14 protein-coding genes are annotated in these 15,246 nt (G+C 65.8%); 10 read left to right on the top strand and 4 right to left on the bottom strand.

Translation table 11 applies throughout. The annotated features are described in order from the left end of the window. Positions 1 to 8: 8 nt before the first annotated feature. The gene (gene clpS / locus IPG63_18800) at positions 9 to 332 is read right to left on the bottom strand and encodes an ATP-dependent Clp protease adapter ClpS (protein ID MBK6729209.1); all 324 of its coding nucleotides are present in this window, start codon (positions 330 to 332) and stop codon (positions 9 to 11) included. Between the two features lie 147 nt (positions 333 to 479). Here clpS and IPG63_18795 point away from each other — a divergent pair, with 147 nt between their 5' ends. The 8 genes from IPG63_18795 to IPG63_18760 all read left to right on the top strand — a co-directional run bounded on the left by IPG63_18795 (position 480) and on the right by IPG63_18760 (position 8,525). Continuing rightward, complete coding sequence (locus tag IPG63_18795; protein ID MBK6729208.1) at positions 480 to 962, top strand: NUDIX hydrolase; 483 nt, start codon at positions 480 to 482, stop codon at positions 960 to 962. A gap of 14 nt (positions 963 to 976) precedes the next feature. Continuing rightward, positions 977 to 2,065 (top strand): tRNA 2-thiouridine(34) synthase MnmA, encoded by a 1,089-nt coding sequence (gene mnmA / locus IPG63_18790; GenBank protein MBK6729207.1) that lies wholly within the window; start codon positions 977 to 979, stop codon positions 2,063 to 2,065. Positions 2,066 to 2,710: 645 nt separating this feature from the next. Continuing rightward, positions 2,711 to 3,052 carry a type II toxin-antitoxin system RelE/ParE family toxin gene (locus IPG63_18785; protein MBK6729206.1) on the top strand — a complete coding sequence of 114 codons (342 nt, stop codon included), beginning with the start codon at positions 2,711 to 2,713 and terminating at the stop codon, positions 3,050 to 3,052. Further along, positions 3,049 to 3,330 (top strand): XRE family transcriptional regulator, encoded by a 282-nt coding sequence (locus IPG63_18780; GenBank protein ID MBK6729205.1) that lies wholly within the window; start codon positions 3,049 to 3,051, stop codon positions 3,328 to 3,330. Before IPG63_18785 ends, IPG63_18780 begins: the two co-directional genes overlap by 4 nt. Before the next feature lie 147 nt (positions 3,331 to 3,477). Beyond that, complete coding sequence (gene acnA / locus IPG63_18775) at positions 3,478 to 6,153, top strand: aconitate hydratase AcnA (protein MBK6729204.1); 2,676 nt, start codon at positions 3,478 to 3,480, stop codon at positions 6,151 to 6,153. Positions 6,154 to 6,269: 116 nt separating this feature from the next. Then, positions 6,270 to 7,151, top strand: coding sequence for a hypothetical protein (locus IPG63_18770; protein ID MBK6729203.1), 882 nt, complete (start codon positions 6,270 to 6,272; stop codon positions 7,149 to 7,151). An 81-nt stretch (positions 7,152 to 7,232) separates the two neighbouring features. Next, on the top strand, positions 7,233 to 7,835 hold the full coding sequence (locus tag IPG63_18765; protein ID MBK6729202.1) for a hypothetical protein: 603 nt from the start codon (positions 7,233 to 7,235) through the stop codon (positions 7,833 to 7,835). A gap of 6 nt (positions 7,836 to 7,841) precedes the next feature. Continuing rightward, complete coding sequence (locus IPG63_18760; protein MBK6729201.1) at positions 7,842 to 8,525, top strand: hypothetical protein; 684 nt, start codon at positions 7,842 to 7,844, stop codon at positions 8,523 to 8,525. A gap of 69 nt (positions 8,526 to 8,594) precedes the next feature. On the opposite strand, the gene IPG63_18755 is transcribed toward IPG63_18760, so the two are convergent. Beyond that, entirely contained in the window at positions 8,595 to 9,020 is a 426-nt protein-coding gene (locus tag IPG63_18755) for a nuclear transport factor 2 family protein (GenBank protein MBK6729200.1), read from the bottom strand. A gap of 111 nt (positions 9,021 to 9,131) precedes the next feature. On the opposite strand from IPG63_18755, the gene IPG63_18750 reads away from it, so the two are divergent. Together IPG63_18750 and IPG63_18745 are read left to right on the top strand one after the other, a co-directional pair. Beyond that, complete coding sequence (locus tag IPG63_18750) at positions 9,132 to 10,049, top strand: DMT family transporter (protein ID MBK6729199.1); 918 nt, start codon at positions 9,132 to 9,134, stop codon at positions 10,047 to 10,049. Between the two features lie 53 nt (positions 10,050 to 10,102). Continuing rightward, on the top strand, positions 10,103 to 12,133 hold the full coding sequence (locus IPG63_18745) for a hypothetical protein (protein MBK6729198.1): 2,031 nt from the start codon (positions 10,103 to 10,105) through the stop codon (positions 12,131 to 12,133). Positions 12,134 to 12,207: 74 nt separating this feature from the next. Here the strand turns inward: IPG63_18745 and ispG are convergent, their stop codons facing one another. Beyond that, positions 12,208 to 13,455 (bottom strand): flavodoxin-dependent (E)-4-hydroxy-3-methylbut-2-enyl-diphosphate synthase, encoded by a 1,248-nt coding sequence (ispG, locus tag IPG63_18740; GenBank protein ID MBK6729197.1) that lies wholly within the window; start codon positions 13,453 to 13,455, stop codon positions 12,208 to 12,210. Beyond that, the gene (locus IPG63_18735; protein MBK6729196.1) at positions 13,452 to 15,143 is read right to left on the bottom strand and encodes a hypothetical protein; all 1,692 of its coding nucleotides are present in this window, start codon (positions 15,141 to 15,143) and stop codon (positions 13,452 to 13,454) included. Before IPG63_18735 ends, ispG begins: the two co-directional genes overlap by 4 nt. Positions 15,144 to 15,246 lie beyond the last annotated feature (103 nt).

The raw sequence follows: 15,246 nt of genomic DNA, 5'->3' as shown, positions 1-15,246 counted from the left end.
CCGACTCCTCAGAGTTTTTCCATCGTGCACATCAGCGGGTGCTGATGGCTGCGGGAAAACTCGTTGACTTGCGTCACCTTGCTTTCTGCCACTTCCCGGGTGAACACGCCGCAAACGCCCTTACCGCGAGTGTGCACGTGAAGCATCACCTGCGTCGCGCGCGCGAGGTCCATCTGGAAGAAAATTTGCAATACCGACACCACGAAATCCATCGGCGTGTAATCGTCGTTCAACAGCGCCACCTGGTACATCGGCGGCTTGGCCAACTCCGGGCGCGCCTCCTCCACGACCGTGCCCTGTTCGCGGTCGGTTTCGGTGGGCGAAGACGTCATGCACTGGATCTCGAAGCTCATGGCCGGAGTATAAGCCGCGGCCGTGTCGCCGCCGCGGCCCGAACGCAACATGGGCACGGATCCGGATCGATCAAGCTGCAGCCGCTTGGGCTCGGCTAGAATGCGCGATCCATTCAGCCCCACGCCATGTCCGCAACCACCTGGAAACCCGATGTCACCGTGGCCGCGTTGGTCGAGCGCGACGGCCGCTTCCTGTTCGTCGAGGAATGGGTGCGCGGCGCGCTGGTGCTGAACCAGCCGGCGGGACATCTGGAGGACGGCGAGTCCTTGCTGGCGGCGACGGTGCGCGAGACCCTGGAAGAGACGGCATGGCAGATCGAACCGATCGGGCTGGTCGGCGTCTATCAGTGGACCAGTCCGCACGATGGCATGAGCTTCCTGCGCGTGGCGCTGGCGGCGCGACCGATTGCGCACCACAACAGCCGCGCCCTCGACGAAGGCATCGAACGTGCGGTGTGGCTGAGCGCCGAGGCGCTGGCTGCGCACCCGGTGCCGAGTCGCAGCCCGCTGGTGCGGCACTGCCTGCACGACTACATCGAGCGCGGCGTGGCGCCACTCGATCGCCTGAACCTGATCGATGGCCATGGCCTCAGGATCGTCACGGCGTGAGCGGCGAACGCATCATCGTCGGTATTTCCGGCGGCGTCGATTCCTCGGTCACCGCCCTGCTGCTTGCACGCAGTGGCGCCGACGTGGCCGGCATGTTCATGAAGAATTGGGAGGAGGACGATGCTTCCGGCGCCTGTCCGGCCGAGCAGGACGCGCGCGATGCCGCCGCCGTGTGCCAGCAGATCGGCATCCCCCTGCACACGCGCAACTTCGCCGCCGAGTACTGGGACGGCGTGTTCGAGACCTTTCTCGCCGAGTACCGCGCCGGGCGCACGCCAAATCCGGACGTGCTGTGCAACCGCGAGATCAAGTTCAAGACCTTCATCGAGCACGCCGCGGACCTCGGCGCACAGCGCATCGCGACCGGACACTACGCCCAGGTCGATGCTGTCGATGGCCGCTACCGCCTGTTGCGCGGCGCCGACCCGAACAAGGACCAGAGCTATTTCCTGCACCTGATCGGCCAGCACGCGCTGTCGCGCACGCTGTTTCCGATCGGTCATCTACCCAAACCCGAGGTGCGTCGCATTGCACGCGAAGCCGGCCTGCCGACCTTCGCCAAGAAGGACTCGACCGGCATCTGCTTCATCGGCGAGCGCCGCTTCCGCGAGTTCCTGTCGCGTTATGTCGCCGCGCAACCAGGTGTGATCGAGACGCCGGAGGGGCAAGCCATTGGCCAGCACCAAGGGGTCTGCTATTACACGATCGGCCAGCGCGAAGGTCTCGGCATCGGCGGCGTGCGCGGCTGTTCCGAAGCGCCGTGGTTCGTGGTCGGCAAAGACCTCGCGCGCAATGTGCTGATCGCAGTCCAGGGAACGGAGCATCCGATGTTGTTTTCCACACGCATCACCGCGCATTCGCCGAGTTGGGTGGCCGGGACCGCCCCGGGCGCCGCGTTCCGCAGCGCGGCCAAGACCCGCTACCGGCAACCTGACCAGGACTGTGCGGTCGAAATGCATGCAGACGGCAGGCTTGCGGTCGTGTTCGACGAGCCGCAGCGGGCAGTCACGTCGGGGCAGTCGGTGGTGTTCTACGACGGGGCCGAGTGCCTTGGCGGAGCCGTCATCGAAGCCACCAACGCTTGCTACGGAGGGCTGGCATGAATCGTGATCGCGAGCAGGTGCTCGCCTTCGCCGCGATGTTCCAGGCGCTCGGCTGCGTGCAGCAACTGGCCGAGACCGGCCGCTACGATACCGAGGACGGTGAAGCGCTGCTCGCTGCGATCTTTGCCATCGACAGCCCCGACGCAGAGTCGCTGTACCCGCCGGCACGCATGCGCAGCGGGCTGAAGCTCGCCGCCCAGCACCTCGACCGCAACCCCGGCGATGCAGTGATGCGCATGGGCATCACCGTGCTGCGTCTGGAACGCAGGCTGATGACCCACGCCAAGCTCGCCGGCGAACTGCGCGAACGCATCGCCGACATCGAGCGAGCGCGCAGCGCCCTCGGCGATCGCCACGAAACCGTGCTCGCCCGACTCTCCGACGCCTACCTGCAGACTGTCAGCAACCTGCAGCCGCGGGTCATGGTGCACGGCGTCCCGCATCTGCTGCAGCAAGAACGCGTCGTCCACCAGATCCGCGCCCTGCTCCTCGCCGCCATCCGCGCCGCCGCCATGTGGCGCCACGTCGGCGGCAGCGGCTGGCGCCCTGTTCTGGCGCCGCCGCAAATGGCTGGTGATGGCGCGGAGTTTGGGGGGCGGCTGAACAGGACTTGGCAACTCATACTGAGACTTGTATGTTTCAGCCATGACACCGAGGGTCAAATGCTTGGAGTTTCGCGGGTCGTCGTTGATCGAGTTGCGCGATTTTCCGCTGGCCGCGCGCAGAAGCGCCGGCCACCAACTGGACCGCCTTCAGCAGGGACTGGTGCCATCTGACTTCAAGCCGATGCCGGACATTGGCCGCGGCGTTGAGGAAATCCGTCTCAACGATGAGTCTGGCGAGTACCGAGTGATCTACATCTGTCGTCTGACCGAAGCCGTGTTCGTGCTGCATTGCTTCCAGAAGAAAGAACAACGCACCCGCAAGACCGATATCGAACTCGCGCGCGCCCGTTATCGCGACCTAATGAAGGAACGCAACCCATGAAAAAGCAACGCTTCACCAGCGTCTGGGACGCGATCGAGGATTCCACGGGCGAAGCCGAGAGCATGAAGCTGCGTTCGTCGTTGATGATCGCGCTGGCCAGGCATATCGAAGCGAGTGGATTGACGCAGGCCAAGGCGGCGGCGTTGCTGGGGGTGACCCAACCGCGGATTTCCGACCTGGTACGCGGCAAGATCCATCTCTTCAGCATTGAGTCCTTGGTCGACATGGCGGCGGCGGCCGGGTTGCAGGTCCGGCTCCGTCTCGTCAAGGCAGCCTGAGGCGGATGCAGGCTCGCAACAACGGACACTAGCCCCGTACGCCAGCGTTTGGCTCGCGGCCGGCTTCTGCGCGATAATTGCGCGCTTTCAGCGTTGGAACATCTCGACGCCCTCCCCCGCAACTTTCTGTTCCGCAAAGGAAACATCATGCGCGATACGTTCTCGGTGCTCGACACGCTGCGCCTCGGCGACAAGAACTACCGTTTCTACTCTCTGGCGAAATTCGGGCAGAAGCACGACATCAAGCGCCTGCCGTATTCGATGAAGATCGTGCTCGAGAACCTGCTGCGTTTCGAGGACGGGCTCAACATCACGATGAAGGAGGTCGAGGCGGTCGCGAACTGGGACGCGAAGGCGGAACCGGACACCGAGATCAGCTTCATGCCGGCACGCGTGGTGCTGCAGGACTTCACCGGCGTGCCTTGCGTCGTCGACCTTGCCGCGATGCGCGACGCGGTGACCAAGCTCGGTGGCAAACCCGAACAGATCAACCCGCTGATCCCGTCCGAACTGGTCATCGATCATTCGGTGCAGGTCGACAAGTTCGGCACCAGGACCGCGGTCGATGAAAACGTCGAAATCGAATTCGGCCGCAACGGCGAACGTTATTCCTTCCTGCGTTGGGGCCAGAAGGCGTTCCGCAACTTCAAGGTAGTGCCGCCGCGCACCGGCATCGTGCATCAGGTTAACCTGGAGCACCTGGCGCGCGTGGTCATGACCAAGGAAGAACACGGCGAAACCTTCGCGTTCCCGGACACCGTCTACGGCACCGACTCGCACACGACGATGATCAACGGCATCGGTGTGCTTGGCTGGGGCGTCGGTGGCATCGAGGCGGAAGCGGCGATGCTCGGCCAACCTTCATCGATGCTGATCCCGCAGGTCGTGGGATTCAAGCTCAGCGGCAAGCTGCCGGAAGGCGCGACCGCGACCGACCTGGTGCTGACCGTCACCCAGATGCTGCGCAAGCAGGGCGTGGTCGGCAAGTTCGTCGAGTTCTTCGGCCCGGGGCTCGATCATCTCGCGCTCGCCGATCGCGCGACGATCGCGAACATGGCCCCGGAATACGGCGCCACCTGCGGCATCTTCCCGGTCGACGGTGAAGCGCTGAACTACCTGCGTCTGTCCGGTCGCAGCGAAGACCAGATCGCCCTGGTCGAGGCCTATGCCAAGGCCCAGGGCATGTGGCGCGACGCCAATGCGCCCGACGCCGACTACAGTGCCGTGCTCGAACTCGACATGGCCTCGGTCAAGCCGTCGCTCGCCGGACCAAAGCGTCCGCAGGACCGCGTGCTGCTCGAAGGCGTGCAGCAGAACTTCCGCGACAATCTCAAGCCGATGGCCGATGCACGCGTCGGCAAGTCGAAGGCGGCCACCCCGGGTTCGGCCAACGTGAACGGCGAATACGAACTCAAGGATGGCGCAGTGGTGATCGCGGCGATCACCTCCTGCACCAACACCTCGAATCCGGCGGTGATGCTCGGCGCTGGCCTGCTGGCGCAGAAGGCAGTCGCCAAGGGCCTGAAGGTGAAGCCGTGGGTGAAGCCTTCGCTTGGCCCGGGCTCGCTGGTGGTCACCGACTATCTGAAAAAGGCCGGCGTGATCGAGGCGCTGGAAGCACTGAAATTCAACGTTGTCGGCTACGGCTGCACCACTTGCATCGGCAACTCGGGACCGCTGCCGCCGGAAGTCAGCAAGGGCATTGCCGACGGTGACCTCGTGGTCGCTTCGGTGCTCTCGGGCAATCGCAACTTCGAAGGCCGCGTGCATTCGGAAGTGAAGATGAATTACCTCGCGTCGCCGCCGCTGGTCGTCGCCTATGCGATTGCCGGCACCGTCGACATCGACCTCAGCAAGGACGCGCTCGGCACCGACCAGAACGGACAACCGGTCTATCTGCGCGACATCTGGCCGAGCAACAAGGAGATCTCGGACGCGATCCTCGCCACCATCGGTCCGGACATGTTCCACAAGAACTACGCCGACGTGTTCAAGGGCGATGCCCGCTGGAACGCGGTGCAGAGCCCGGAGGGCGATCGTTACGTCTGGGACGAGTCGACCTACATCAAGCACCCGCCGTACTTCGAAGGCATGACCATGAATGTCGGCAAGATCCACGACATCCATGGCGCGCGCGTGCTCGGCGTGTTCGGCGACTCGATCACCACCGACCACATTTCGCCCGCGGGCGACATCAAGGCGACGTCGCCGGCCGGTGCGTTCCTGCAGAGCCGTGGCGTGGTCAAGGCCGACTTCAACTCCTATGGCGCACGTCGCGGCAACGACGACGTGATGGTTCGCGGCACGTTCGCCAACATCCGCATCAAGAACCTGATGCTCGGTGGCGAAGAAGGCGGCAACACCGTCCACGCGCCAAGCGGCGACAAGCTGTCGATCTACGACGCCGCCATGCGCTACAAGAAGGATGGCACCTCGCTGATCGTCATCGCCGGCAAGGAGTACGGCACCGGCTCCTCGCGCGACTGGGCCGCCAAGGGCACGATGCTGCTCGGCGTCAAGGCGGTCATCGCCGAGAGCTTCGAGCGCATCCACCGCTCGAACCTGGTCGGCATGGGCGTACTGCCGCTGCAGTTCATGGACGGCCAGAACGCGCAGACCATCGGCCTCAGCGGCAAGGAGACCTTCGAGATCGCCGGCCTGCACGACGGCGCCGCCAAGGAGATCGGCGTCATCGCCCGCGGCGACGGCGAAGACAAGCAGTTCCGCGTCAAGGTGCTGCTGCTGACGCCCAAGGAAGTCGAGTTCTACCGCCACGGCGGCCTGCTCCACTACGTCCTGCGCCAGCTCGCGAAAGCCGCGTAGGCCGCCCCGTCCGAGACCACAGGAAGGCCGCCGCAAGGCGGCCTTTTTGCTGGAGGAGCGATCTTGGTTACAATGCGTGACGCAAACCACCCTGCCCAACCCAAAAGGAATTGTCGATGCGTCAATCCCGCTTCCGGCCCCTGCTGCTGTCGAGCTTCGCGTTGGCCTTTGCGGCCGCGGTCGGCGCCACCGGCTCCGTCCCGCCTGCTGCCGTGTCCCCCGAGGACCTGGCGCTGACCATCCATGCCGAGGACAACGACGCCACGCGCGCCGCCGCCGCGCGAATCCTGGCCGCCGCGGAGGGCGGCAATTCGTACGCGATGTATGACCTCGGTTCCCTGCAGCGCCAGTCCAGGCGCAAGGGCGCAGCGGTTGCGCCCTATGATTTGGAGCGCTCGATCACCTGGCTGACCCAAGCGTTTGAACGTGGACGCGTCACCGCCGCCTACAAGCTCTCGCTCGCCCATGCCGATTCTGGAAACCCGCTCGAGGCCATGGCCTGGGCGCAGGTGTTCTCGTACTACCGCCGAGAAGACACCAAGACGGCCGGACCGGACGATCAACTGGTCGCGGCCCTGCTCAAGGATGCCTACGCGCGACTCGATCGAGGACAAGAAGCCGGCATCCGTGAGCGCACCATCGCGCTGCTCGAGACCCACGGTCCGGCCTTCGAAGCCAACCGGGCGCACCCGGAACCGCGTCACGTGGATTGGGCCGTGGGAGCTGACCAATGCGAGTTCCTGCGCCCGATGAACGGCAGCTGGGTCACCGCGCGCACCGAGACCACGGGCCTGGTCGAGTTCCTGGTCGCGATCAAGCCCGGCGGTGGCGCCGCAGAAGTGGTGGCGCTCGACTCCGCGCCCGAATCCATGCACGAACGCGAATTGCGAGCGCTGGCCCAGCGTGTGCACTGTTCAACACCATCGGACCAGACCCGCTATCTCTTCCAGGACTTCACATTCCGGGCCGGACCGCGACTGAAACTCGCAGAAAACTGAGCCGGGACGATTCCCCACGCAATTCTTCAAGGCCGCCGCGAGGCGGCCTTTTTGCTGGACGCGTCTGGCAGAATCGCGCTCATGTCGCGACGCGTGCTGTGGGTGGCCATCGGGGTGTTGGCGCTGGTCCAGGGCTGGGATGCGTGGACGCACCGGGCATTGCCGCGACCGGCGGGGGTGCTGGTGGCGAGCGAACCGCTGCAACGCGAGCTGGACCGAGCGCAGCCGTTGCTGCGCGATGCGTTCACGTTGACGCCGCTGGCCACGTTCGAGTTCGAAGCGCGGGTGCTGCTGGTGTCGCGCTATCGCTTCGATGAAGAGTCGGCGCTGTCACCGCTGGATCTGGGCATCGGCTGGGGGCGGATGTCCGACACCGCAGTGATCGAGCAACTCGGGCTGCAGCAGTCGGTGCGTTTCCTGACCTGGCGGTGGCGCGATGCGCCGCCGATCCCCGAGGCGGAAATCACGCGCTCGGCGGCGAACATCCATGTCATCCCCGCGAACAGCGTCGTCGAACGCCAGATCGCGGCGCTGCGCCCGGGGCAGATCGTGGCGGCGAAAGGTGTGCTCGTTGAAGCAACGCGCGACGACGGCTGGCGCTGGCGCAGTTCGCTCAGCCGCGACGATGGCGGCAACGGCGCCTGCGAACTGATGTACGTTGAATCCATTTCGATCAAGGACTGAAGCCGGATGCTGGATCTCGTGCTGCGCTACGGCGCGACTTTCACCCTGCACGCGCTGCTCGGCGCCGGCGCGGTTGTGCTCGGTACCTGGCTGCTGTATCGGCTCGGGCGCGCGCTCGGCTGGAACGAGCATGGCGAACGCGGGCCGCGCTGGCTGGCCGCGCTGTTTCGCGTCTGCGGCTTCGTCGTGCTGCTGATCGCAGTACTGGTCACCGGCCTGCAGACCGGGACCATCCACGCACTGGCGCGCGCGGTCGAGGAAGGCTCGCAGGAGCTCGTGCTGGGCGTCGCGCTCGAAGTCGGCAAACCCCTTGGCGTCAGCTCGCCCGACCAAAAGCTCTCGCTCGCCGACGCCGAACGCCTGCTCGCGCAGTGGGCACCGGAACTGCTCAAACGCAGCCGCGACAAGGTCGCAGCCAATGCGCTTTGGCAACGCGCCGAGCAGTACTGGACGAACACGCCGGGCCTGTTGCGCGACTGGCTCGCGAGCAAGGGACCGCGTACCGAAACCACGCCACGCGAACTGGTGCGTTACGCCTGGCGCAACGGCGCCGCGCCGATGGTGGCCGCGGCCAAGTGGCAGGCGTTGCTGTTCGCCTACGGGGTCGCGTTGCTGATGGTCGCCACGGTCGCGCTGATCGAGTGGATGTGGCTGGCGTACACGCGCGGTGGGGGCAAGGTTGGGGGGTGATTTCTCTTGGCCCCTGGTACCCCCGCCCAAGAGCATTCGGGCCACGAGTGGCCCTCCTACAGGGTGGCGTCACCGCCAATCGGCGCGGAAGCACACCCAACCGCCGTCTTCGATGCGCCAGTGCGATTCGATGTCGAACTGGCGGCCGCTGTCCGGCAACCAGCGGCCGCCGGTGGCCAGCGCGCGGAACTTCACGGTGGCGCGGCCCTTGAACAGCTTCACTTCCAGCGGACCAGGCAGTACCGCGATGTTCTCGTGACGCAGGGTCTGTGCAACCAGCAATGCGCGCAACTGGCGCTGATCGACGCCGGCTTGCTGGCCGATAAAATCTTCGGCGACGTGTTCCATGAATTCGCCCGCTTCGTCGGATTCGAGTGCCGACTCCATCGCCGCGATGGTGTCGCGCAACTTCTGTTCGTCCGGTGCACGCGCGCAGCCGCCACCGAACAACAAGAACAGGAGCAACAGGCCTTGCGTTCTCTTCGCGATCGTCATGATGCGAAGCGTCGCACAGTTGAATGGCGCCGTAACCGGGCAGCGGGCAAATCCCGGGCATGCCGGCCTTGATGCGGTCGCGCCGCGTGGCACAGATAGACTGGGCCGTCCATGTCGCCCCCACCGCGCCGCAATCCGCACCTGACTGCCGCCCTGCTGATGCTCTGCAGCGCCGTGCTGTTCGCGCTGATGGCGGTCGCGATCCGCCTCGCTTCGCACACGCTGCATACCTTCGAGGTGGCGTTCTTTCGCAACTTCTTCGGCCTGGTCGCGACGCTGCCGCTGCTCTACCGCCACGGTCCGGGTCTGCTGCGCACGCAGCACCTGCCGCGTTACCTGCTGCGCTGCCTGATCGGCGTGATCGGCATGTTCTGCGGCTTCTGGGCGATCGGGCACCTGCCACTGGCGCAGGCGGTGGCGCTATCGTACTCGTCGCCGATCTTCGTCGTCATCGCCGCGGTACTGTTCCTCGGCGAGCGCGTGCACGCGCGGCGCTGGAGCGCGGTCGCGATCGGTTTCGTCGGGGTTCTGGTAATCACGCGACCGGGCTCGGCGGACTTCAGCCTGGGCATGCTGGTCGCGGTCGCCTCTGCATTCCTGACCGGCCTGGTCTCGATCCAGATCAAGCAGCTTTCCGCACTCGAACCGGCGGACCGTATCGTCTTCTTCACCACCCTGATCTGGGTGCCGATGTCGCTGTTGCCGGCGCTGTGGGTCTGGCAGTGGCCGGTCGGCATCGCCTGGCTATGGGTGATCGCCGCCGGGTTCTTCGGTACCGGCGGGCACATGCTGTGGACGCGCGCGCTCAAGCTCGGCGACGTCTCGGCACTGACCCCGATCAGCTTCACGCAGCTGCCGGTGGTCGCGATCGCCGGCTGGCTGCTGTTCGATGAACGCGTCGACCGCTGGACGCTGATCGGTGCCGCGATCATTCTGGTTTCCAGCGCCTACATCGCGCACCGCGAGGCGCAACTCGCACGCCGCCACGCCACGCGCGAGCCACTCAAGTCGGTGGAACCGGCGACCTGAGCGGCACATCGCGACTGCGCGTATCATTCCCTCACAATTTTGCGAGGTGTGCCATGCGTGCTCTGATCTTCCTGCTGGGCCTCGTTGCCGCCCTCTCCTGCAACGCCCAGGGCGTGATCTGGCCCGCAGCCAGTGCGCCCTGCAACGGCACGCTGCAGGCCTGCGTCGATGCGCAACCGGCGAACTTCACCGTCGAGATCGCCGCCGACAACCCGGCCAGCATCGGCGGCAATGGCAGCGGCGGGGACTTGTACCTGCCGCGCTCGATCACCCTGGTCGCTGCCAGCGGCTACCACCCGCTGTTTCCCAGCGGCGTCGGCATCCAGAGCGTGATGGGCAGCGCCACCAGTATCGTCATCGATGGCATCCGCCTGCGCAATGGCGGCGTGACGCTGCACTCGGTCACGGCGGCGGCGGTCAGCGTCGATGTGCGCCGGGTCGATATCGAAGACACCAGCGGCAATGCCAACTTCGAGTTCCAGCAGGCCGGCAGCGGCAGCTACAGCCTGCGCTTCGAGAACAATCACTATCGCCGCCGCGGCGGCACCGCGAACCCGCTCTTCATCGGCAGTTCCGTCGGCACACTGGAAGCGGATGTCCGCTTCAACCACTTCGAGGTGCCCGATGACAGCACCTCGGCCTATGGCGTCCTCGGCTTGGTAACCCAGTCCGCCAAGCTCGACCTTGACCTCGTCGGCAACCGCGTGTTCGGCTCGTTTACCTACGGCGCGCTCTGCGGCGTGATCGGTTCCGGCGCCACAGCGACTTCCGTGCTGACGATGCGCGCCTTCAGCAACGTGGTCACGCCCTCGGCACATCGGGTCGGCACCGGCATCTGCGCTTTCGGCGGCGAAGGCGCGATGTCCGCCTACCTGGTCAACAACACGCTGACCGATCTCTCGCTCGGCGCCTATCTCGGCGTGCGTCCGTTCTCGACGCCGCTGACCACGCAAGCGATCGGCGGCTATGTGTTCAACAACCTGATCGGCTACGGCCTGCAGGCGGTGTACCAGCAGGCGCTGGCCAGCGGCGTCACCAACGGCTTCAACCTGCTGAACGGCAACGCCGGCTTCGGCACCGGCTTCACCCCGGCCGGCGCCTCCACCATCACTGCCGACCCGAAGCTGATCTCGCGCGAGCGCCCCTACCTCGCGAGCGATTCGCCTGCGCGCAATGCGGGTGACGGCTTCGCCCTGATCTTCGCCCCGGGCGTGGCATTGCCATTCCTCGACGCCGACGGATTCCGCCGCGTGAAGGAAATTGCGGTCGATATCGGCGCTTACGAGTTTGGCGACGCCTGGTTCCGCGCTGCGGCACCCGCCATTCCGAGCGGCAACAACTGGTTCGACCTCAGCCACCCCTCGATCATTGGCGCCGCCAGCGCGCGACTGCAGGCCACGGCCAACCACTCGATCGCGGGCGGCTCACTGCTCGCTCCTTTCGGAGTCTTCCAGTCCGGCGCACCGGCGACCTGGTCGGTGTACGCCGAGAACCCACTGACACCGATGCCAGCCAACGCTGGCTTCAACCTGTTCGAGCCCGCCACCGGCGGCGGCCGCTTCCTGCACACCCTGTCGAGCAGCACTGCTTCCAGCCAACTCAACGACAGCAGCGTCAACGGCAATCCCAACGCGATGGTGTTCGTGACCCACAACTGGAATCCGGCGGGCGGCGCCGGCGTCTACAACAATCACCCGACCGGGGTGTACACCTACGCCGACAACAACTGGTACGTGCAGAGCGGCGACGGTTTCTCGATGCCGAACGGCGCCGCGTTCAATGTCTACACCCAGGAACCGAGCCCGTCGGTGTTTCGCGCCTACGCCAGCGGCGCCAGCATCTTCGGTGGCACCTCGATGTTCATTGACGCCGCCGCCATCAATGTCGCCTGCGCCATCGTCCTGGTCACGCCCTGGACCGGGAGCAGCGACAACCGCAACTACGACCTCTACCAGCACCCGAGCGGCCAGTGGAGCGTCTACTCGCCCGGCGGCATCCCCGACGGCACCCAGTTCAACGTGATGTACTCGCCACGGCAGATCTTCGAATGCTCGGGTCCGCTGTTCCGCAATGGCTTTGAGTGACTGCGACGGCGACTGAAGTCTACGGCTGTGCGATTTCTGCTGCTGAAGGACGCGCGGAAGTATGCGCGCTGAATCTAGGTGTTCGAGGAACGGAACCGCGTCACGACGTAGTCCTCGATGATGGCGACGAAGTCCTCGGCGATGTGTTCGCCGCGCAGGGTATGCGCCTTCTCGCCGTCGATGAACACCGGAGCGATGGGGGCTTCGCCGGTGCCGGGCAGCGAGATGCCGATGTGCGCATGCTTGGATTCGCCGGGGCCGTTGACGATGCAGCCCATCACCGCCAGCGTCAGGTTTTCGACGCCGGGGTGGCGCAGTTTCCACTCCGGCATGCGCGCGCGCACGTGGTCCTGCACGGTCTTGGCCAGTTCCTGGAAGAAGCTGCTGGTGGTGCGACCGCAACCGGGGCAGGCGGTGACCAGCGGCGTGAACGCGCGCAGGCCCATGGTCTGCAGCAGCTCCTGCGCGACGATCACTTCGCGCGTGCGCGATTCGCCCGGCTCTGGCGTCAGCGAGATGCGGATGGTGTCGCCGATTCCTTCCTGCAGCAGTACCGCCAGCGCGGCGGTGGAGGCGACGATGCCCTTCGAGCCGATGCCGGCTTCGGTCAGGCCGAGGTGCAGCGCATGATCGCAGCGCGCCGCAAGCGACCGATAGACCGCGATCAGGTCCTGCACGCCGCTGACCTTGCAGCTGAGCACGATGTGGTCGCGCCCGAGACCGAGCGCCTCGGCCTGCGCCGCGGATTCGAGCGCCGACACGATCAGCGCCTCGCGCATCACCGTGGTCGCGTCCCAGGGTTCGGCACGTGCGGCGTTTTCGTCCATCATCCGCGCCAGCACGCCCTGATCGAGCGAACCCCAGTTGACGCCGATGCGCACCGCCTTGCCCAAGCGCGCGGCGAGTTCGACGATCGATGCGAACTGCGCATCCTTCTTGCGCCCGAAGCCGACGTTGCCCGGATTGATGCGGAACTTGGCCAGCGCCTCGGCGCAGGCCGGTTCGTCGGACAGCAGCTGGTGGCCGTTGTAGTGGAAGTCGCCGACGATCGGCACCGCGACACCCATCATCGCCAAACGGTCGCGGATGCGCGGCACCGCGGCTGCGGCTTCAGCGTTGTTGACGGTGACGCGCACCAGCTCCGAACCGGCACGCCACAGTTCGCCGATCTGCTGCGTGGTCGCGTTGATGTTGGCGGTGTCGGTGTTGGTCATTGACTGCACGACGACCGGTGCGTTGCCGCCGACGACCACGCTTCCGACGCGCACGGGTACGGAGCGCCGGCGCGGAAGCGGCGCGGAATGCGGAATGGACTCGTTCATGCGACGCTATTTTCCGGGGTTTTCGTCCGCTGCGCGACCCGCAGGTAAGCGCCGGTATGTTCGAGCAGGTCGATGTCGGCGATCACCTGTACACGCGGCTCGCGGGTTTCGGCGTAGCGCTCCGGGCGCATCGACACCTCGATGCGCGCAAAGCTGCGCTCGCCAATGCTCGGCGCCAGGAAACTGCCGCTCCCGTTGCCCGGATGCAGCGGCTCCAGTTCGATCGCACGCACTGGAGTTTTGAAACTGCTGCCGCTCTCCGAGATGCGCAACGCCGCCGGCTCGGCTTGACGCGCGAGCAATTCGACCCCCGCATCGACCTGGCCGTCCAGGCCAAAGCGCAGCCAACGGATCACGCCGATCATCCATTCGCGCTCGGCTGCATCCTCGTCGTCGGGCACTGCCAGGCCGACCAGTTCGCCGATGCGCGCCTTGGCGCCGCTCTCGGTGCTCCACTGCAGGCGGTAGCCGCCGAGGCCCTGGTCAAGCACGCGCGCGCGCGTCGGCAGCGCCCGCGCCGACTCATGACCACTGCCCTGCGCCCAGGACGCGGTCTTGTCGCGTTCGCTCAGGCTGATGCCGGGACCGCGCAGTTCGCGCACGAAGTTCTCGAAGTCGAGTTGCCCGCTCAAATGGAAGTGGATGGAATGCAGTCCGATCAGCGTCTCCAGTTCGTGCCCGGCCGACAGGCGCGAGTGGTTGCGGTCGAACTGCGGTCTCCAGGCCGACATCAGGCGTCGGACCAGATCCGGTGAAACCGAGGTCTTGGTCCCGCCCTTGAGGCCGAAGCTGATCGGCCCGCCCATCGTTCCAGCCAGCGACAGTTCGCGCTCCAGATATTCCTGCGCGCGCGCCGGCGAGAACGATACGCGATGCGCGCCCGCAGCATGGCGCTCTTCGGGGGTGTAGCCGGGACCGCGGTCTTCGTCCTGCGCGACGTCGAAATCGCTGGCACCGCCGGCGGTCGAGAGGTCGCAGTAGGCGGCCCAGGGTCGCATGACTTCATGTGCGTCGGCCATCTCCCGCTGCGACAGCCGATAGGGATTGCTGATCGCTGCCAGCAGCAGGTGCGCGTAGCACTGCTTCGGGCTGATCGCGGCCTTGCCGAGCAGCGGATCGCTCGAGACCTTGTCCGCGATGCCGATGGCATCGGCAAACCGGAATACGTCATGCGCGGCCCGCCACATGCCTGGCGCTGGCACCAAGTAAAGCAGGTAGCCGCGCAACATCGATTCGGCGGCATGACTGATTGCGCGCGCAGCGGCGAGTGCGGCCGCGCCGCCCTTGAGGAAGGGCAGCTTGCCCTCCGGAATGCAGAGATCGTGCAGCACCATGCGGTAGCCGATCGCCAGCAACTCGTGAAACTCCCGCGACTGCATCCCCAACTGTTGTTTGGATTGCGGCAACGGGAAAGAGGAACCGATCACCTGCCGGTCCGCCTGTGCGACCAACTGTGCTGCCGGCGAACGCATCAGTTCAAGCGCGTGCATGCGCGCCGCGGCGTCCAGGCGCACGGCATTGATTTCGCGCATGCCTTGCAGCAAATCCCGAGAAGCCAGGAGCGGATTGGCCAGCGGCAAGGCTGCCACCCACTGTGTGACTCCTCTGGAATCGGTCGGCATCGAACCCCGTGACGACGTGGCGCGCTCCGGAAATCCATTTGCCAGCCGCTGATGCAATTCGCTCATGGCGCGCCTCCCTTGTTGCGATCATTGTATGCGTCGCGAACGCCGTTGGCAGCCTCTCACCCGCAAGATTCGCAACGGAATGTGGCGGAGCTTGCAAGTCGCG

Source organism: Lysobacterales bacterium (genome assembly GCA_016703225.1).
Lineage (GTDB): Bacteria > Pseudomonadota > Gammaproteobacteria > Xanthomonadales > Ahniellaceae > JADKHK01.
Note: the sequence above shows the minus strand (reverse complement) of the source record. Positions and strands in the feature narration are given on the sequence as shown.